Below are 17,647 nucleotides of genomic sequence, written 5' to 3' on the forward strand. Positions count from 1 at the left end.
CGCTCAGGGGTTGCACGCAGGGGCGCCGACCGGCAGGGTCGCCGCCAGCAGTTCGCGGGTGTACGGATGCTGCGGGTCGTCGAAGACTTTGCAGGTACTGCCGCGCTCGACCACCTGGCCGTCCTTGATCACGATCAGGTCGTGGGCCAGGGCGCGCACCACCGACAGGTCATGGCTGATGAACAGGTAGGTCAGGCCATGTTTTTCCTGGAGATCGCGGAGCAGGGCGACCACCTGTTTCTGCACCGTGCGGTCGAGGGCCGACGTCGGTTCGTCGAGCAGGATAAGCGCCGGTTTCAGCACCAGGGCCCGGGCAATGGCGATGCGCTGGCGCTGGCCGCCGGAGAACTCATGGGGGTAGCGGTGGCGGCTTTGCGGGTCGAGGCCGACTTCCTGCAAGGCCCGGATCACCTGGGCATCGCACTCGGCGGCGGTACTGGCGCAGTGCACCTCGATGCCTTCGCTGATGATCTGTGCCACCGACATGCGCGGGCTGAGACTGCCGAACGGATCCTGGAAGACCACCTGCATCTGCTTGCGCCAGGGCCGCAGTTGCTTCTGGTTCAGGCCGTCGAGGGCCTGGCCCTGGAAGCGGATGCTGCCCTGGGAGTCGAGCAGGCGCAGGATCGCCTGGCCAAGGGTGGACTTGCCCGAGCCGGATTCGCCGACGATGCCCAGGGTCTTGCCGCGTTGCACGTCGAGGCTGATGCCGTCGACGGCCTGCAGGTATTCCTTGCGGCGAAACAGCCCGCCGCCGATCTGGAAGCGCACCCGCAGGTCGTCGACCTCCAGCACGCTTTCGTGATCGTCCAGCGGCAGCGCCTCGCCGGCCGGCTCGGCATCCAGCAGCAGGCGGCTGTAGGGGTGTTGTGGCTGGTTGAACAGGGTTTCGCAGTCGGCCTGTTCGACGATTTCCCCGGCCTTCATCACGCAGACCCGCTGGGCAATGCTGCGCACCAGGTTGAGGTCGTGGCTGATCAGCAGCAGGGACATGCCCAGGCGCTGTTGCAGGGACTTGAGCAGCAGCAGGATCTTGCGCTGCACGGTCACGTCGAGGGCGGTGGTCGGTTCGTCGGCGATCAGCAGTTCCGGTTCGCAAGCCAGGGCCATGGCGATCATCACCCGCTGGCGCTGGCCGCCGGACAACTGGTGGGGGTAGGCCTTGAGCCGCTCGCGGGGCTTCTGGATACCCACCAGTTCCAGCAGTTCGAGGATTCGTGCCTGGGCCGCCTTGCCGCCGAGCCCCTTGTGCAGCAGCAGGGTTTCGCCGATCTGCTTTTCGATGCTGTGCAGCGGATTGAGGGACGTCATCGGCTCCTGGAAGATCATGGCGATGCGGTCGCCGCGGATCTTGCGCAGGGTCGCGGTGTCGGCGCCGAGCAGTTGCTGGCCACGGTAAGACACGCTGCCGCTGGAACGGCAGCCGGTTTGCGGCAGCAGTTGCAGGATCGAATGGGCCGTCACCGATTTGCCCGAACCGGACTCGCCGACCAGCGCCAGGCATTCGCCGGCGCGGATATCCAGGCACAGGTCGCGCACCACGACCTGGTCGCCGAAGGCAACGGTCAGTTGGCGGATTTCAATCAGGTTCTCGGTCATCGTGGGGGCCTGGTTCATGAACGGGGGTCGAAGGCATCGCGCAACGCCTCGCCGATAAAGACCAGCAGCGAAAGGATCAGCGCCAGGGTGAAAAAGGCGGTGAATCCCAGCCACGGGGCTTGCAGGTTCTGTTTGCCCTGGCCGATCAGTTCGCCCAGCGAAGCACTGCCGGCGGGCATGCCGAAACCGAGGAAGTCCAGGGCCGTGAGGGTCGAGATGGCGCCGGTGAGAATGAACGGCAGGTAGCTCAGGGTCGCGTTCATGGCGTTGGGCAGGATATGCCGCAGGATGATCTTGCGGTCGCTCAGGCCCAGGGCGCGGGCAGCCTTGACGTACTCCAGGTTGCGGCCACGGAGGAACTCGGCGCGCACCACGTCGACCAGGGCCAGCCAGGAGAACAGCGCCATGATCCCCAGCAGCCACCAGAAATTCGGCTCGACAAATCCCGACAGGATGATCAGCAGGTAGAGCACCGGCAACCCGGACCAGACTTCCAGTACGCGCTGGCCGAGCAGGTCGACCCAGCCACCGTAGTAGCCCTGCAGCGCGCCGGCGGCGATACCGATCAATGCGCTGATGGCGGTCAGGGCCAGGGCGAACAGGATCGACACCCGCGCACCGAAGATCACCCGCGCCAGCACGTCGCGGGCCTGGTCGTCGGTGCCCAGCCAGTTCACCGCGGTCGGTGGGCTGGGGGCCGGCTTGTTGAGGTCGTAGTTGGGGGTGTCGGCACTGAACGGAATCGGTGGGAACAGCATCCAGCCGCCGTCCCTGGTTATCAGCTGGCGCACGTAGTCGCTGCGGTAGTCGGCCTGGAACGGCAACTGGCCGCCGAACTCCTGTTCGGTGTAGCGCTTGAACACCGGGAAGTACAGCGAGCCCTGGTAGTTGAGTACCAGGGGCTTGTCGTTGGCGATCAGTTCGCCGCCCAGGCTCAGGACGAACAGTGCGGCGAACAGCCACAGCGACCACCAGCCACGGCGATTGGCCTTGAAGCGGTCGAAGCGACGCCGGCTCACGGGAGAAAGTCTGAGCATCAGGCGTTCCTCGCGGCGAAGTCGATACGCGGGTCGACCAGGGTGTAGCAGAGGTCACCGACCAGTTTTATCAGCAGGCCGAACAGGGTGAAGATGAACAGCGAACCGAACACCACCGGGTAGTCCCGTGACACCGCCGCTTCGTAGCTCATGCGGCCGAGACCGTCGAGGGAGAAGATCACCTCGATCAGCAGGGAACCGGCGAAGAACACGCTGATAAAGGCCTGGGGAATCCCCGAAACCACCAGCAGCATGGCGTTGCGGAACACGTGGCCGTAGAGCACGCGCCGTTCGCTCAGGCCCTTGGCCCGGGCGGTGACCACGTACTGGCGGGTGATCTCGTTGAGGAAGGAGTTCTTGGTCAGGATGGTCAGGGTGGCGAAACCGCCGATCACCAGCGAGCTGACCGGCAGCACCAGGTGCCAGAAGTAGTCGGCGATCTTGCCCAGGGTCGACAGCTGGTCGAAGTTGTCCGAGACCAGGCCGCGCACCGGAAACCAGTTCAGTGAAGTGCCGCCGGCAAAGGTCACGATCAGCAGCATGGCGAACAGGAAGGCCGGCATGGCGTAGCCGAGGACAATCGCCGTGCTGCTCCAGATATCGAAGCGACTGCCGTGGCTGATGGCCTTGCGGATGCCCAGGGGGATCGACACCAGGTAGGTGATCAGCGTCGCCCAGAGGCCGAGGGAAATGGTTACCGGCATCTTTTCCAGGATCAGGTCGGTGACCTGGGCGCCGCGGAAGAAGCTCTTGCCGAAATCCAGGCTGGCGTAGCTCTTGAGCATCAGCCAGAAACGCTGCGGCGCCGGCTTGTCGAAGCCGTACTGGCGTTCGATATCGGCGATCAGTTTCGGGTCGAGGCCGCGACTGGCCCTGGACGAACCGTGCGGGGCGTCACCGCCGCCCCCGATGGCGCCGCCAGCACCGCCGCCCAGCCCCTGCAGGCGGGCGATGGCCTGTTCCACCGGGCCGCCGGGCGCGGCCTGGACGATCACGAAATTGACCAGCAGGATCATCAACAGCGTCGGAATGATCAGCAGCAGGCGCCGCAGGATATAAGCCGGCATCAGTGGCGTCCTCCGCTCTGGCCGCGCTTGATCAGCTCGGCGGTCATCTGCTCGTTGGTCAGCGGTGTCGGGCTGACTTCCCACCAGGTTTCGACGGCGGCGTCATTGCTGGCCTGCACCGCTGGAATGCCGAAGCGGTTCCACCAGACCGTCGAGATGCCCGGCGGGTAATAGTTGGGAATCCAGTAGTAGTTCCATTGCAGCACCCGGTCCAGGGCATGGGCGTAGCTGAGCATCTGCTTTTGCGTGTCGGACTTGATCAGGCCGGTGATCAGGCTGTCCACGGCGGGGTTCTGCAGGGCCATGAAGTTGTTCGAGCCGGGATCGTTGGCCGCCGAGGAGCCGAAGAAGTTGTACAGCTCGATACCGGGCGAGGTGCTGACCGGATAGCCGCTGACGATCATGTCGTAGTCGCGGGCCTTGAGGCGGTTGACGTACTGCGAGGCATCGATGCGGCGGATATCCATGCGGATGCCGATTTGTGCCAGGTTGCGCTTGTAGGGCAGGAGCAGGCGTTCCATGCCGTTCTGGGCATTGAGGAAGGTGAAGCTCAGCGGTTCGCCCTGGGCATTGACCAACTGGTCGCCATCGGGTTTCCAGCCGGCCTGTTCCAGCAGCGCCAGGGCCTGCAACTGTTTGTCCCGCAGGTTGCCGCTGGCATCGGTCTTCGGTGCCTCGAAGACCTGGGTGAAGACTTCGTCGGGGATCTGTCCGCGCAGCGGTTCGAGGATCGCCAGTTCGGCCTGGTCGGGCAGTTCACGGGCCGCCAGCGGGGTATTGGAGAAGAAGCTCTGCTGGCGCAGGTACATGTTGCGCATCATCTGCCGGTTGCTCCACTCGAAGTCCCAGAGCATGGCCAGGGCCTGGCGCACGCGGCGATCCTGGAACAGCGGCTTCTGCAGGTTGAACACGTAGCCCTGGGCCGGTTGCGGCGATTCCTGGGCCAGGTGGGCCTTTTGCAGGCGCCCGTCGCTCAGGGCCGGGCTGTCGTAGCCGATGGAGTAGGCGGTGGCGGAGAATTCGCGGTTGTAGTCGTAGGCGCCGCCGCGCAGCACCTGGCGGGCCACATCGGTGTCGCCGAAGTATTCGATGCTGAAGCGGTCGAAGTTGTACAGGCCGCGATTGACCGGCAGGTCCTTGCCCCACCAGTCGGCGTTGCGGATAAAGGTGATGCTGCGGCCGGAGTCGACCTTGCCGACCCGGTACGGGCCACTGCCCAGCGGTGCTTCGTAGCCGCCGCCATCGGCGAAGTCGCGGGTCTTCCACCAGTGCTCCGGGAGCACCGGCAGGGTCGCGATATCCAGGGGCAGGGAGCGGTTCTCGGTGTTCTTGAAATCGAAGCGGACCTGGGTCGGCGATTCGACCTCGACGTCCTTGATTCCTTCGAACTGCAGGCGATAGCTCAGGCTGCCTTCGCTCATCAGCAGATTGAAGGTATAGCGCACGTCTTCGGCGGTGATCGGTGTGTTATCGGCGAAGCGCGCCTTGGGATTGAGGAAGAAGCGCAGGGACAGGCCGTCATCGGAGCGCTGCATCTTTTCCGCGACCAGGCCGTAGACGGTATAGGGCTCGTCGAGGGAACGCACCGCCAGCGGCGAGTAGATCCAGCCGTCGACCTGGGAGACGCCGATGCCTTTGTCGATATACGGCAGCACATGGTCGAACTGGCCGATCTCGATGGCCGAGCGCTTCAGGCTGCCGCCCTTGGGGGCATTGGGATTGGCGTAGTCGAAGTGGCTGAAGCCGGCCGGGTACTTGGCCGGTTCGCCGTAGACCGTCAGTGCGTGTTGCGCGGGGGCGGCGTAGGCCTGTGTCCCCGTAAACAGGGCCAGGACGGTAAATGTCAGGGATAGAGCCAGTCGCATCATCAGCCTTGAAGACGGTTCGAAGTATCAGGGTTGTACGCTACACGGGCCTTTCAGGCCAGCCAAGTCTGTGCGGCGGATACGAAACGGCCCACGCAGAAGTGGGCCGTTTCATATCAGCAACGCGCAGGCGGATCAGTCCTGGCGGCTGGTGACTTCCAGCAGGTGGTAGCCGAACTGGGTCTTGACCGGGCCTTGCACGGTGTTGACCGGGGCGCTGAAGACCACGGTGTCGAATTCCTTGACCATCTGGCCAGGACCGAAGGAGCCCAGGTCACCGCCTTGACGGCTGGAAGGGCAGGTCGAGTTCGCCTTGGCGACCTCTGCGAAATCGGCGCCGCCTTCGATCTGGGCCTTGAGTTCATTGCACTTGGCTTCAGTGGCAACCAGGATGTGACGGGCAGTGGCTTTGGCCATGGGGAGATACTCCTTTCAATAAAGTGCTGAGCCTACCGGATTCAGGCCGCTTTTTCCTGGCAAAAGTTCCTTTGGCGCGGCGTGTCAGGTCAACTGGTGTGCCCTTTATTCGCGGGCAAGCCCGCTCCCACAGGTCAGCAGGTGTGCCTTTGTTCGCGGGAGGCCGGTGTTCCGGCAAGCCCGCTCCCACAGGTCAGGCCACCACCGCCGTGGCCGCATGCGGCTGGCGCAAGCGCTCGGCGGCGCCGCGCAGCAGTTGCTCCGTGGCCTCCCAGCCCAGGCAGCCGTCGGTGATCGACACGCCGTATTTCAAGGTGCCGCTCAACGGCTGGCAGCCTTCGAACAGGTGACTCTCCAGCATCATCCCGATCAGCGAGCGATCGCCCTGCAGGCGCTGTTCCAGCACATCGGCGAACACCGCCGGCTGGCGCAGCGGGTCCTTGCCGCTGTTGGCGTGGCTGCAGTCGACCATCATCCGTACGGGAATGGCCTGCTTCTCCAGGCCTGCCCTGACCTGGGCGACGCTGTGGGCGTCGTAGTTCGGGCCGCGATGGCCGCCGCGCAGCACCAGGTGGGTGTCGCGGTTGCCGGCGGTCTGGATGATCGCCGGGTGGCCCTGGCCGTCGACGCCGAAGTGCCGGTGCGGATGCGCAGCCGAGCGCATGGCATCACCGGCGATGCCGACACCGCCATCGGTGCCGTTCTTGAAGCCCACGGGCATCGGCAAGCCGCTGGCCATTTCCCGGTGGATCTGCGATTCGGTGGTACGGGCGCCGATCGCGACCCAGCTCAGCAGGTCGTCGAAGTAGCTGGCGGCCATGGGCTGCAGCAGTTCGGTGGCAATCGGCAGGCCCATGCGCAGCATTTCACGCATCAGCTCGCGGGACAGCGCCAGGCCGCCGGCCATATCGTCGCTGCCATCCAGGTGCGGGTCGTAGGCCAGGCCTTTCCAGCCGACGGTGGTGCGCGGTTTTTCGATGTAGGCGCGCATCACCAGGAGCATCTGGTCGCTGACGTCGTTCGCCAGGTTGGCCAGGTGTCCGGCGTATTCGAGGGCCGATTGCGGGTCGTGGATCGAACAGGGACCGACGATCACCAGCAGGCGCGGGTCTTCACCGTCGAGGATGGCGCGCACCGCCTGGCGGTGGCTGGCGACCTGGTCGCCCAGCGTTGTATTGAGCGGCAGGTGTTGCTTGAGCTGCAGGGCGCTGGGCAAGCGCTGGGTCAGCGGCTCGTTGGCGGACGACAGGGTGGACAGTGGCAGTGCAGAGAGTGACGAATTCATGTTCGGGCTTCCTGGGCAGGCGGCGGGTCTTCCCGCGCGCGGCCCTACTGGGGTGTTCGACAATCAGCGGCCGGATTGGCTACGAGTGTGTGCTTGCCACCTGTGCGTGACCGTTCGGAGGCGGCGAGCTGTCCCGAGCGGAGGTTGCTAAATCGCCAGGCGGTGGTGAGTTCGTAGCGGTAGCAGGTGGCGTAGTTCATGTCGGTATTCCTCGATTCAAAATGTCTGGTTGAGCAGTCTGTTGAAAAAAGCAGTGCGCTGAAAAAACAAAACCCCCGGTCGGGAGGCCGACCGGGGGTTGAGAATTCTCTGGTAGGCGACCCCTTGAGTAGTGGGCGCCGGTTGGGTATCAGGCGCGCCAGTGGCTAAACCAATACCCAAAATAAAAACCTGCGGATGCACGGGTGCCATTCATCCGCGCAGCCGCTGGCAAGCGCGGGGCGCTGACAGTCTGGCAAGGCGTGGAATGAACAGGATGCATGGTGTGTCTCCGATGGAATGTGACCGAGCTTACTCGACGGGTGGGAACCTGTTCAATCAGAAATTTCTATGGACCGGGTCGTGCAGTCGCTATGGGTTAAATGCCGTAAACCTTTATGACACACTTGTCGGACTTTTCTGATCCGATTATCAGGCCCGACCATGACCACCCTGACCGTTGCCGCCGCCCAGTCCTTTTCCCTCGCCGGCGACCTGCCGGGCAATATCCGCCGGCACCTGCGCTTCATGCAGCAGGCGGCGGAGCAGGGCGTGGAGTTGCTGGTCTTTCCCGAACTGTCCCTCACCGGTTATGAGCGCAGCCTGGCCGGTGCCCTGGCGATCGCGCCGGACGCGGCTGTCCTGCAACCCTTGCGGGACCTGGCGCGCGAGCTGCGCCTGGTGACCGTGGTCGGCATGCCGATTCGCCTGTCCGCCGGCGGGCCGGTGCTGATCGGCGCGCTGACCTTCAAGGCCGATGGCTCCCAGCAGGTCTACAGCAAGCAGCACCTGCATGATGGCGAAGAGCAGGCCTTTGCCCCAGGAACGGGTGGCGCCACCCTGTCCATCGGCGACGACACCGTCGCTCTGTCAGTCTGTGCCGACTTTTCCCACGCCAGCCATGCCCGCCATGCCGCGCAATCTGGCGCTAACCTGTATGCAGCCGGTGTCTTGATCACCGGCAATGGCTATGCACCGGATACCGCGTTGCTGGAAGGGTATGCCCGTGAACATGCCATGGCGGTGTTGATGGCCAACCATGGCGGGGTCACTGGCGGCTGGGAGTCGGCCGGGCGCAGTGCGATCTGGGCGGAAGACGGGCAACAGGTGGTTGCCGCGGCCGGGACGGGGGATGCGCTGGTGATCGGGCGACGTGTTGCCGGTCACTGGCGTGGCGAGGTGGTGGAGGTTTCGGGATGGTGAAACGGGACTGGCGTTTTCGACCGGCGACCGATGTCGACCTGGAGTTTGCCCGGTCGCTGACACGCCGCAACATGATGACGTATTACTGCGAGTACGATCTGCTCTGGCAGGAAGAGGCCTTTGACGTGGCATGGGCGGGGCGACAGAACGCCTTGTTGTGCGAAGGGGAGGACGTCCTGGGGTTCGTCAGTTTCAGCCGGGACCCGAGAGCCCTCTATATACGGGAGCTGCAACTGGTCGAGGCGGGGCGAGGGCAGGGTTTGGGTAGCTGGTTGATTGCCCAGGCCCGTGATATCGCCTTCAGGGAGGGGCGCCCGGAGATGCGGCTGACCGTCTTCAAGAGCAATCCCGCAAGGCAGCTCTATCAGCGTATGGGGCTGGAGATCGTGGGGGAAGATGAATGCTTTTTTCGCATGAGCGCGACAGCCTTGAAAGCGCGGTCTTGATTCGGCTGACAGTGTTTTCGGATTAAACCTACCCCTCGATGTTTTGAGGCGCATACTGGCTCGAGCAGGCCGGTTTACTCGCTGGCCTGGCTGCCGGCTTCCAGGATGATGCCGTCTTTCATGCCCAGCAGGACCGCGACCTTATGGGCTTCCCCACGCCGTCCCTTTTTTCGCCCAGCGAGCACTTGATAGGTGGTTGCCGGGTCGACGCCATGCTCGCGCGCAAACTCCTGAACCGATTTCCCTTGATGTTCCAGCCAAGCCTTGGCTTGTGCGGCGGTGCGAATACCGGGCATAGTTCAAAACCGTTCAATTTTGTTTAAATCTTGTTGAGTGTACCACCCTTAGGGGTGCTTAGAGTGGAATCTTACATCCAAATGAATGGAATTGGTTCGCGATTGCGGCAAGAGAGGGAGCGACTTGGATTGTCGCAGAAGGCTTTTGGTGAAATCGGAGGCGTTGAGGCCAACGCCCAGGGTAAATATGAAAGCGGTGATCGCGCGCCGAAGGCGGACTATTTGTCGCGCGTGGCCGAGCGAGGCGTCGATGTGCTGTATGTTCTCACCGGCAACCGGACTCCCACGCTGGTGGACAACCTCAACTCCAACGAAGAAAAAGTCCTGGGCAGCTACCGCACGCTGCGCAAGGCAGACCAGGAAGCGATCAGCCAGTTGACCACGACCCTGGCCGAAGCCATTGCCCCCTATGGCACCAAGGGCCACAAGGGACCGGGCGACTCCTGAGTCATTCCTCTATTGATCGCAAGCGTTTGCGACCCCCGCAGAGGCTTATAGCGCATTGACACTCTTATGTGACGCTTGCAGCTAGGTCAGGCCGCCGGTTTTTTGCTAAGGTGTTCAATAACCTGATAAGACCATATTCGCGAGGTGTCTGCTTGATTAGGGTGCTAGTTGTCGATGACCATGATCTTGTGCGTACAGGCATTACTCGGATGCTCGCCGACATCGATGGCCTGCAGGTCGTAGGCCAGGCGGAGTCGGGCGAGGAAGCCCTGCTGAAAACGCGGGAACTCAAGCCAGATGTAGTGTTGATGGACGTCAAGATGCCGGGCATCGGCGGTCTTGAAGCCACACGTAAATTGCTGCGCAGCCACCCTGACATCAAGGTCGTGGCGGTCACCGTGTGCGAGGAAGACCCATTTCCGACACGCCTGCTGCAAGCCGGTGCCGCCGGTTACCTGACCAAAGGGGCAGGATTGGCGGAAATGGTCCAGGCGATTCGCCTGGTGTTTGCCGGGCAACGCTACATCAGCCCGCAAATTGCCCAGCAGTTGGCGCTCAAGTCCTTCCAGCCGGCCAGCGATTCGCCGTTCGATGCCCTGTCCGAGCGGGAAATCCAGATTGCCCTGATGATCGTCGGTTGCCAGAAGGTGCAGATCATCTCGGACAAGTTGTGCCTGTCGCCGAAAACCGTGAACACTTACCGTTATCGGATTTTCGAGAAGCTGTCGGTCAGCAGTGATGTCGAGTTGACGCTCCTGGCGGTTCGCCACGGCATGGTCGATGCCGGCTGACAATGACTGACCTGTTCGATTCAAGCGCTTTTCTTTCCACCTGCAGCGGCCGTCCCGGTGTGTATCGCATGTTCGACAGCGATGCGCGCCTGCTTTACGTGGGCAAGGCCAAGAACCTGAAGAATCGCCTCGCCAGCTATTTCCGCAAGGCCGGCCTCACGGCGAAGACCGCGGCCCTGGTGGGGCGTATCGCCCAGGTGGAAACCACCATCACCGCCAACGAAACCGAGGCGTTGCTGCTCGAGCAGACGCTGATCAAGGAATGGCGGCCGCCGTACAACATCCTGCTGCGCGACGACAAATCCTATCCCTACGTGTTTCTCTCGGACGGCGATTACCCGCGCCTGAGCATTCACCGTGGGGCGAAGAAGCTCAAGGGCAAGTACTTCGGGCCCTATCCGAGTGCCGGGGCGATTCGCGAAAGCCTGGCGCTGCTGCAAAAGACCTTTCACGTGCGCCAGTGCGAGGACAGCTACTACAAGAACCGCACGCGCCCGTGCCTGCAGTACCAGATCAAGCGCTGCAAGGCGCCTTGCGTCGGGCTGGTGGAGCCGCAGGAATACGCCGAGGACGTGCGCCATTCGGTGATGTTCCTGGAGGGGCGCAGCAACGCCCTGACCGACGAACTCAATGCCGGCATGGAGCAGGCGGCCAGTACCCTGGATTTCGAGCGGGCGGCCGAGTTGCGCGACCAGATCTCGCTGCTGCGGCGGGTACAGGACCAGCAGAGCATGGAAGGCGGTACCGGCGATGTCGATGTCATCGCCGCGTTCGTCAACCCGGGCGGCGCCTGCGTGCACCTGATCAGCGTGCGCGGCGGGCGGGTCCTGGGCAGCAAGAACTTCTTCCCGCAGGTCGGGATCGACGAAGACGTGTCCGAGGTCATGGCGGCATTTCTCGGGCAGTACTTCGTCAGCAGCCCCGAGCGCGACCTGCCCAGCGAACTGATCGTCAACGTGGTCCATGAGGATTTCCCGACCCTGATCGCCGCCATCGAGGAACTGCGCGGCCGTGAGCTGAGCATCAGTCACCGGGTGCGCGGCACCCGTGCGCGCTGGCAGCAACTGGCGGTGACCAATGCCGAGCAGGCCCTGGGCGCGCGCCTGGCCAATCGTCAGCACGTCGCCGCGCGTTTCGAGGCACTGGCCGAGGTGCTGAACCTGGACGAGCCGCCGCAGCGCCTGGAGTGTTACGACATCAGCCACTCCAGCGGCGAGGCGACCGTGGCGTCTTGCGTGGTGTTCGGTCCGGAAGGGCCGATCAAGTCCGACTACCGGCGCTACAATATCGAGGGCGTGACCGCCGGCGACGACTATGCGGCGATGCACCAGGCGCTGACCCGGCGTTTCAGCAAGCTGAAGGACGGCGAGGGCAAGTTGCCGGATATCCTGCTGGTGGACGGTGGCAAGGGGCAGTTGTCGATGGCCCGCGATGTGCTCAACGAGCTGGCCGTGCCGGACCTGATCCTGCTGGGCGTGGCCAAGGGCGCCACGCGCAAGGCCGGTTTCGAGACCCTGTACCTCAACGATGCCGCCCACGAGTTCACCCTCAAGGGCGACTCGCCGGCACTGCACCTGATCCAGCAGATTCGCGACGAGGCCCACCGTTTCGCCATTACCGGGCACCGCGCGCGACGGGGCAAGACCCGCCGTACCTCGACCCTGGAAGGGGTGGCGGGTGTCGGGCCGAAGCGCCGCCGCGAACTGTTGAAACATTTTGGTGGATTGCAGGAGCTGTCCCGTGCAAGCATCGACGAGATCGCCAAAGCACCGGGGATCAGTAAAAAGCTCGCGGAGTTGATTTATGCAAGTCTGCACAGCGAGTAGAATGTTCCTTCACCTCGTAGCCAGTTGTGCCGATGAATATCCCTAATCTGATCACCGTTCTACGCGTTTTACTTATCCCGATCTTCATTTTGCTGTTCTACCTGCCGTACCAGTGGAGCTACATGGCGGCCAGTTCGGTGTTCGCCTTTGCCGCGGCGACCGATTGGCTGGACGGTTACCTGGCCCGACGCCTGGAGCAGAGCACGCCATTCGGGGCGTTCCTCGATCCGGTGGCGGACAAGCTGATGGTCGCGGTGGCGCTGGTGCTGCTCGTGCAGGAGCACGGCAACCTCTGGCTGACCCTGCCGGCGGCGGTGATCATCGGGCGGGAGATCGTGGTTTCGGCCCTGCGCGAGTGGATGGCCGAGCTGGGCGAGCGGGCGCAGGTCGCCGTGTCGAACATGGGCAAATGGAAAACCGCGGCGCAGATGCTGGCGCTGGTGATCCTGCTGGCCAACCCGTCGGACTTCAGCTTCTGGGTCCTGGTGGGCTATAGCCTGTTGATGATTGCCGCTGGCCTGACCCTGTGGTCGATGGTGCAGTACCTGCGGGCCGCCTGGCCGCATCTGAAGATCAATGCGGAAAATCCTGAAAAGAAATAAAACTATTTTGAATCAAGGGGTTGACGTGGTGCGTGGATTCTATAGAATGCGCACCACCAAGACGCGGGAATAGCTCAGTTGGTAGAGCACGACCTTGCCAAGGTCGGGGTCGCGAGTTCGAGTCTCGTTTCCCGCTCCAAATACACAAAAACGCCACTCAATCGAGTGGCGTTTTTGTTTGTGTATTTTTTATATCTGGCGTTGACGCGACGGGTTTCTCGCACGGCAGCAGCCAGTCGGTCGCGGCAGTAGAACGGGTTATTGCCGTGATACTGCTTGTCTACGCTGAAAACCCTTCAAGGGTGCCGTCAGGCATCCACGAACAACACCTGGCCGGTGATAAAACCCTCCACCGAGTGTTCGAAGGCCTTGCCCTCCGGATACCGGCTGGAAGCCCGGCATCGCCGCCATAAAGGGCGGCGGGGTGCAATTCCTTCATTTCTTCCCACGGCACCGGACGGCATGCACCCAAGCCCCACGCCCATGGCGTGGTGACTGAGGATGGCAAGGGGATCAACAACGGCGGGAGAGGTTGGCTGTCTTCCGCCAAGGACCGGCTCAGGCGTTGTTCCGGTTCAGTTTGTCCACCAGGACCTTCGCGGCCTCACTGGACGACGCCGGGTTCTGGCCGGTGATCAGCAGGCCGTCGCTGACCACGTAGGACGCCCAGTCGTCGCCTTTGGAGTACAGGCCGCCGTTGGCCTTCAGTACGTCCTCGACCAGGAAGGGCACTACATGGGTGAGGCCTACGGCTTCTTCCTCGGTATTGGTGAATCCGGTGACATTCTTGCCCGCGACCAGCGGTGTGCCGTCAGGCTTCTTCACGTGGCGCAGGACGCCGGGAGCGTGGCAGACGAGGGCCGCAGGCTTGTCGGCGGCAAGGAACGACTCGATCAATCGGATCGAGATCGGATCTTCGGCCAGATCCCAGAGCGGGCCGTGGCCGCCCGGATAGAAGACCGCGTCGAAATCCGCTGGCGAGACGCTGTCCAGGCGTACGGTGTTGGCGAGCAAGGCTGTCGCCCGGGCGTCGGCTTCGAAACGGCGGGTCAGGTCGGTCTGGAAGGACGGCTCGTTGCTCTTCGGATCCAGTGGTGGCTGGCCGCCTTTTGGCGAGGCCAGGACGATTTCGGCGTTGGCCGCGAGAAAGGTGTAGTAGGGCGCCGCCAGTTCCTCGAGCCAGAAACCGGTTTTACGGCCGGTGTTGCCGAGGGTGTCGTGCGAGGTCAGGACCATGAGAACTTTCATCTTGATGATTCCTTTGCGGTGAATGTGTGGCTACGTTAATCGCTAATAGACCAGTCGTCTAGTTCTTTGCGAAATTTTTCCCCCATGGTTTTTTGCCATGGGCAGGGGGCGCATGGGAGCAATATGAGAGCTGAGACGGGGGGAAACTGAGCGACGGCGCCGGCGTCTGTATCCGGAGTCGCCAAGGCCAAGAGGCAACGCGATCGGCGTTGCCTTCGCCAGTCAGCGCAGATTGAGTATCTGGCGGGTGGTGGTCATGGCCATGTCGAAGGGCTGGGTGGTTCTGGCAATCTTCACCATGACACTGGCGCCGAGCCATAGCTGATAGAGGCTTTGTGCAACGATATCCGGCTCGGCGTTGATCCGTAGCGACCCTTCCGCGACGCCGGCCTCGATGGCTTTTCCGAGTCGACTGGTGATACCCGACGTGCCGCGCTTGAGCACGGCACGCATGGGCTCCGAAAGATCGGCGACTTCGACACCCAGCTTCACCGCCAGGCACTTGCCCTGGCAATCCAGGAAGGACTGGGTGTCCTGCCATGCACGCCAATAGTTCACCAACCGCTGTGCCATCGTCAGGCCGGGTTGGCTGAGTGTCTGGTCGAGATCGGCCAGGTAGTCGTGGAAATAGCTCTCCAGGATCGCCTCGCCAAAAGCGTCCTTGGAGCTGAAGTAATGATAGAAGGATCCTTTCGGGACTCCGGCGGTAGCCAGAATCTCGTTCAGGCCCACGGCAGAATAACCTTTGGCGGCCATGATGCGCTGGCCGACATCAAGGATTTCCTGGCGAACGCTGGAGGATTCACGGGTCTTTGAAGTGCTCATGGCCAAATGTTATCCCACTGGCAGATCGCTCTACCAGTTTTTATGGCTGGGCCGGGAGCGACCGGTGTGGGGTTTCGGTATCTGGCGTCGGGATAGAAGGAGGCGCCTCAGCCAGCCCGGATAACCCCAGAGGACCTGGCGGTTGATCAATGCCCCACCAACTCTTCCAGCAATTGCTCCTTGTACCCTTGCAGCACCGCTGATGTGCGATCCCGAGGATGCGGCAGGTCCACTTCGATCTGGTGCTTGATCCGCCCGGGATGCGCGTCCATGACGATCACGCGCTCGCCCAGGTACAGCGCTTCCTCGATGTCGTGGGTCACCATGATCACCGTGCAGCGCTGCTGTGCCCAGATGCGCTGCAACTCACGTTGCAGGTGCACGCGGGTCAGCGCATCGAGGGCGCCCAGCGGCTCGTCGAGCAACAACACCTTGGGTTTGTTGATCAGCGCCCGGGCAATGGCCGCACGTTGCGCCATGCCACCGGAAAGCTGGTGCGGGTAGGCGTTTTCAAAGCCCGAGAGGTTGACCAGGGCGATATGCTCGGCCACCTGGCGATCCTTCTCGGCCTGGGGCAGCGGGTGGTTCTTCAGGGCCAGGGCGATGTTCTGGCTGACGGTCATCCACGGAAACAGTCGATGGTCCTGAAACACGATACCGCGTTCCAGGCTGGTGGCGGCGATGCGTTTGCCGTCCAGCAGGATATCGCCCTCGTACTCGGCTTCCAGCCCGACAATCAGCCGCAACAGGGTGGATTTACCGCAGCCGCTGGCGCCGACGATGCTGACGAACTCGCCAGGGCGCACGTCGAGGTGGATGTCCTGCAATACCGGCAGCGAGCGGCCTTCGATCCGATAGGCCTTGTTCAGGCCGCGGATCTGCAGGGCGCCTGTTTGCAGGTGGTGATGGAGGGCATGGTGGGCGATTGCATTCATGTCGGGGCCTTTCAACGGAGGTTGCGCCAGCGCAGCAGGTGGCGACTCAGAAGGGTAAACAACAGGGTCATCAGGTAGCCGAGCAAGCCGATGCACAGCACGCTGAGCACGATCACTTCCATGCGCGAGCCGGCCTCGGCGTTCATCATCAGGTTGCCCAGGCCCGCCCCTGAGGACAGGAACAGTTCACTGCCGATGGCGGTCACCCAGGCAAAGGCCAGGGCCTGCAACACCCCGGTGGCGATGCTCGGCAATGCCGCGGGCAACAGCACCCGGGTGAACTGCTGCAGCGGGGTCAACACCAGCACCTGGCCGACTTCGCGGTAGCGCCGCTCGACATGACTGAAGCCCTGGTAGGTGTTGAGCACCATCGGATAAAACGCCGCGAGGGTGACGATCAGCACTTTGGAAAACTCGCCATTGCCGAACCACATGGCAATCAGGGGAATCCAGCCGAGCATCGGTACCTGGCGAATCGAGTGGAACAGTGGCCCGATCAGGCGGTTGGCGACGGCGGAAAGCGCCATCGCCACCCCCAGCGTCACACCGAGCAGAATGCCCAGTAGCAGGCCGCTGCTGGTGCGTGCCAGGCTCGCCAGGAGGTTGACCAGCAGTTCGCCGTTACCCAGCATCTCGAGCAGCGCCGAAGCGATCGCCGAGAGCGGCACAAACGCATAGGCGCCGGCGGCGTCCTGGCGCGAGGCGTATTCCCACGCCAGGATCAGCAGCAGGGGCAGCAAGCCTCCACGGGTTTTTTTCAGTAGAGACAACATGAGGGCTCCTAGCGGGTCTGCCAGCGGAAGAGGTGCTGTTCAAGGCGGCGAAAGGCATGGTCGAGGGCAAAACCAATCACCCCGGTGACCACCACGCCCACCATCACGACATCGATGCGCAGCATCTGCCGGGCCATTTCAATCATCTGGCCCAGGCCGCTGTCGGCCGCCAGCAGCTCCGTGGCCACCAGCACCACCCAGGCACGGGTCAGGCTGATGCGAAAGCCGGTGATGATCGGCGGCGCGGCGGCGGGCAGGGCTACCAGGCGCACAAAGGTCGGCCAGCGCAGGCGGTAGACGTCGGCCACTTCGAAATAACTGCGCGGGATGCCGCGCACCCCCTCGCCGGCCGCCAGGGCCACCGGGAAAAACGCGGTCTTGGCGACGATGATGATCTTGAAGGTTTCATCGATACCGAACAGCAGCACAAACATCGGGATCAGGGCGATGCTGGGGATCTGGCGCAACGTGTGAAACAGCGGCCCGCAATACACCTCGACATTCTTCGACAAGGCCATCAGCACGCCGAAGGCCAGGCCGCACAGCGAACCGATGCCAAAACCCAGGCCGAGGCGCGACAGGCTGTTGCCCAGGTGCTCCGGCAGTTCGCCGCTGGCGAGCAATTCCCCGAAGGTCTGCAGCACCTGGGCGGGCGGTACCAGCAGGTTGCGCGGGAAGATCCCCAGGTGGGCGACCAGGGCCCAGACAGCCAGCAGGGCCAGGGGCGAGATAAGCCAGGATAGGGCGGTCAACGATCGATGGGCGCGCATGGCAGGTCTTATTCGGC

18 protein-coding genes and 1 tRNA gene are annotated in these 17,647 nt (G+C 63.0%); 7 read left to right on the forward strand and 12 right to left on the reverse strand.

The features are described from left to right. Positions 1–3 precede the first annotated feature (3 nt). The 6 genes from ACL9RJ_RS05605 to ACL9RJ_RS05630 all read right to left on the reverse strand — a co-directional run bounded on the left by ACL9RJ_RS05605 (position 4) and on the right by ACL9RJ_RS05630 (position 7,270). Positions 4–1,599, reverse strand: coding sequence for an ABC transporter ATP-binding protein (locus tag ACL9RJ_RS05605; protein WP_177088088.1), 1,596 nt, complete (start codon positions 1,597–1,599; stop codon positions 4–6). A gap of 14 nt (positions 1,600–1,613) precedes the next feature. Further along, complete coding sequence (locus ACL9RJ_RS05610) at positions 1,614–2,636, reverse strand: ABC transporter permease (protein WP_042934677.1); 1,023 nt, start codon at positions 2,634–2,636, stop codon at positions 1,614–1,616. Then, entirely contained in the window at positions 2,636–3,703 is a 1,068-nt protein-coding gene (locus tag ACL9RJ_RS05615; protein ID WP_017124612.1) for a microcin C ABC transporter permease YejB, read from the reverse strand. The genes ACL9RJ_RS05610 and ACL9RJ_RS05615 overlap by 1 nt, the downstream gene beginning before the upstream one ends. Beyond that, positions 3,703–5,568, reverse strand: a complete 1,866-nt coding sequence (locus ACL9RJ_RS05620; RefSeq protein ID WP_422764996.1) for an extracellular solute-binding protein — start codon at positions 5,566–5,568, stop codon at positions 3,703–3,705. The genes ACL9RJ_RS05615 and ACL9RJ_RS05620 overlap by 1 nt, the downstream gene beginning before the upstream one ends. 135 nt (positions 5,569–5,703) lie before the next feature. Beyond that, complete coding sequence (locus ACL9RJ_RS05625; protein WP_017124610.1) at positions 5,704–5,985, reverse strand: peptidylprolyl isomerase; 282 nt, start codon at positions 5,983–5,985, stop codon at positions 5,704–5,706. 193 nt (positions 5,986–6,178) lie between these two features. Then, positions 6,179–7,270 carry a 3-deoxy-7-phosphoheptulonate synthase gene (locus tag ACL9RJ_RS05630; protein WP_177106294.1) on the reverse strand — a complete coding sequence of 364 codons (1,092 nt, stop codon included), beginning with the start codon at positions 7,268–7,270 and terminating at the stop codon, positions 6,179–6,181. Positions 7,271–7,912: 642 nt separating this feature from the next. On the opposite strand from ACL9RJ_RS05630, the gene ACL9RJ_RS05635 reads away from it, so the two are divergent. Together ACL9RJ_RS05635 and ACL9RJ_RS05640 are read left to right on the forward strand one after the other, a co-directional pair. Further along, positions 7,913–8,671 (forward strand): carbon-nitrogen hydrolase family protein, encoded by a 759-nt coding sequence (locus ACL9RJ_RS05635; RefSeq protein ID WP_177119209.1) that lies wholly within the window; start codon positions 7,913–7,915, stop codon positions 8,669–8,671. After that, on the forward strand, positions 8,668–9,117 hold the full coding sequence (locus ACL9RJ_RS05640) for a GNAT family N-acetyltransferase (RefSeq protein WP_083875286.1): 450 nt from the start codon (positions 8,668–8,670) through the stop codon (positions 9,115–9,117). Before ACL9RJ_RS05635 ends, ACL9RJ_RS05640 begins: the two co-directional genes overlap by 4 nt. Positions 9,118–9,191: 74 nt before the next feature. On the opposite strand, the gene ACL9RJ_RS05645 is transcribed toward ACL9RJ_RS05640, so the two are convergent. Further along, positions 9,192–9,413: a DNA-binding protein gene (locus tag ACL9RJ_RS05645; protein WP_017124606.1), complete on the reverse strand. Its 222-nt coding sequence runs from the start codon at positions 9,411–9,413 to the stop codon at positions 9,192–9,194. An 81-nt stretch (positions 9,414–9,494) separates the two neighbouring features. Between ACL9RJ_RS05645 and ACL9RJ_RS05650 the strand changes: the two genes are divergently transcribed. The 5 genes from ACL9RJ_RS05650 to ACL9RJ_RS05670 all read left to right on the forward strand — a co-directional run bounded on the left by ACL9RJ_RS05650 (position 9,495) and on the right by ACL9RJ_RS05670 (position 13,218). Then, complete coding sequence (locus tag ACL9RJ_RS05650) at positions 9,495–9,860, forward strand: helix-turn-helix domain-containing protein (protein ID WP_177119210.1); 366 nt, start codon at positions 9,495–9,497, stop codon at positions 9,858–9,860. A gap of 152 nt (positions 9,861–10,012) precedes the next feature. Next, a complete protein-coding gene (gene gacA, locus ACL9RJ_RS05655; RefSeq protein ID WP_083875282.1) occupies positions 10,013–10,651 on the forward strand; it encodes a response regulator transcription factor GacA in 639 nt (212 codons plus the stop codon). 2 nt (positions 10,652–10,653) lie between these two features. Beyond that, positions 10,654–12,477 (forward strand): excinuclease ABC subunit UvrC, encoded by a 1,824-nt coding sequence (gene uvrC, locus ACL9RJ_RS05660; RefSeq protein ID WP_017124603.1) that lies wholly within the window; start codon positions 10,654–10,656, stop codon positions 12,475–12,477. Positions 12,478–12,509: 32 nt separating this feature from the next. After that, the gene (gene pgsA, locus ACL9RJ_RS05665) at positions 12,510–13,079 is read left to right on the forward strand and encodes a CDP-diacylglycerol--glycerol-3-phosphate 3-phosphatidyltransferase (RefSeq protein WP_026013470.1); all 570 of its coding nucleotides are present in this window, start codon (positions 12,510–12,512) and stop codon (positions 13,077–13,079) included. 63 nt (positions 13,080–13,142) lie between these two features. Next, a tRNA-Gly gene (locus tag ACL9RJ_RS05670) sits at positions 13,143–13,218 on the forward strand. A 419-nt stretch (positions 13,219–13,637) separates the two neighbouring features. Here ACL9RJ_RS05670 and ACL9RJ_RS05675 read toward each other — a convergent pair. The 5 genes from ACL9RJ_RS05675 to ACL9RJ_RS05695 form a co-directional block, all read right to left on the reverse strand. Further along, positions 13,638–14,327 carry a type 1 glutamine amidotransferase domain-containing protein gene (locus ACL9RJ_RS05675; RefSeq protein ID WP_017128097.1) on the reverse strand — a complete coding sequence of 230 codons (690 nt, stop codon included), beginning with the start codon at positions 14,325–14,327 and terminating at the stop codon, positions 13,638–13,640. 222 nt (positions 14,328–14,549) lie between these two features. Then, positions 14,550–15,152 carry a TetR/AcrR family transcriptional regulator gene (locus tag ACL9RJ_RS05680; protein ID WP_017128098.1) on the reverse strand — a complete coding sequence of 201 codons (603 nt, stop codon included), beginning with the start codon at positions 15,150–15,152 and terminating at the stop codon, positions 14,550–14,552. 146 nt (positions 15,153–15,298) lie between these two features. Continuing rightward, positions 15,299–16,087, reverse strand: coding sequence for an ABC transporter ATP-binding protein (locus ACL9RJ_RS05685; protein WP_017128099.1), 789 nt, complete (start codon positions 16,085–16,087; stop codon positions 15,299–15,301). A gap of 11 nt (positions 16,088–16,098) precedes the next feature. Further along, complete coding sequence (locus ACL9RJ_RS05690; protein WP_177119212.1) at positions 16,099–16,860, reverse strand: ABC transporter permease; 762 nt, start codon at positions 16,858–16,860, stop codon at positions 16,099–16,101. Between the two features lie 8 nt (positions 16,861–16,868). Then, on the reverse strand, positions 16,869–17,630 hold the full coding sequence (locus ACL9RJ_RS05695) for an ABC transporter permease (RefSeq protein WP_017128101.1): 762 nt from the start codon (positions 17,628–17,630) through the stop codon (positions 16,869–16,871). Positions 17,631–17,647 lie beyond the last annotated feature (17 nt).

Origin of the sequence: Pseudomonas sp. Mn2068 (assembly GCF_049319725.1) — a bacterium.
Classification (GTDB): domain Bacteria; phylum Pseudomonadota; class Gammaproteobacteria; order Pseudomonadales; family Pseudomonadaceae; genus Aquipseudomonas; species Aquipseudomonas gingeri.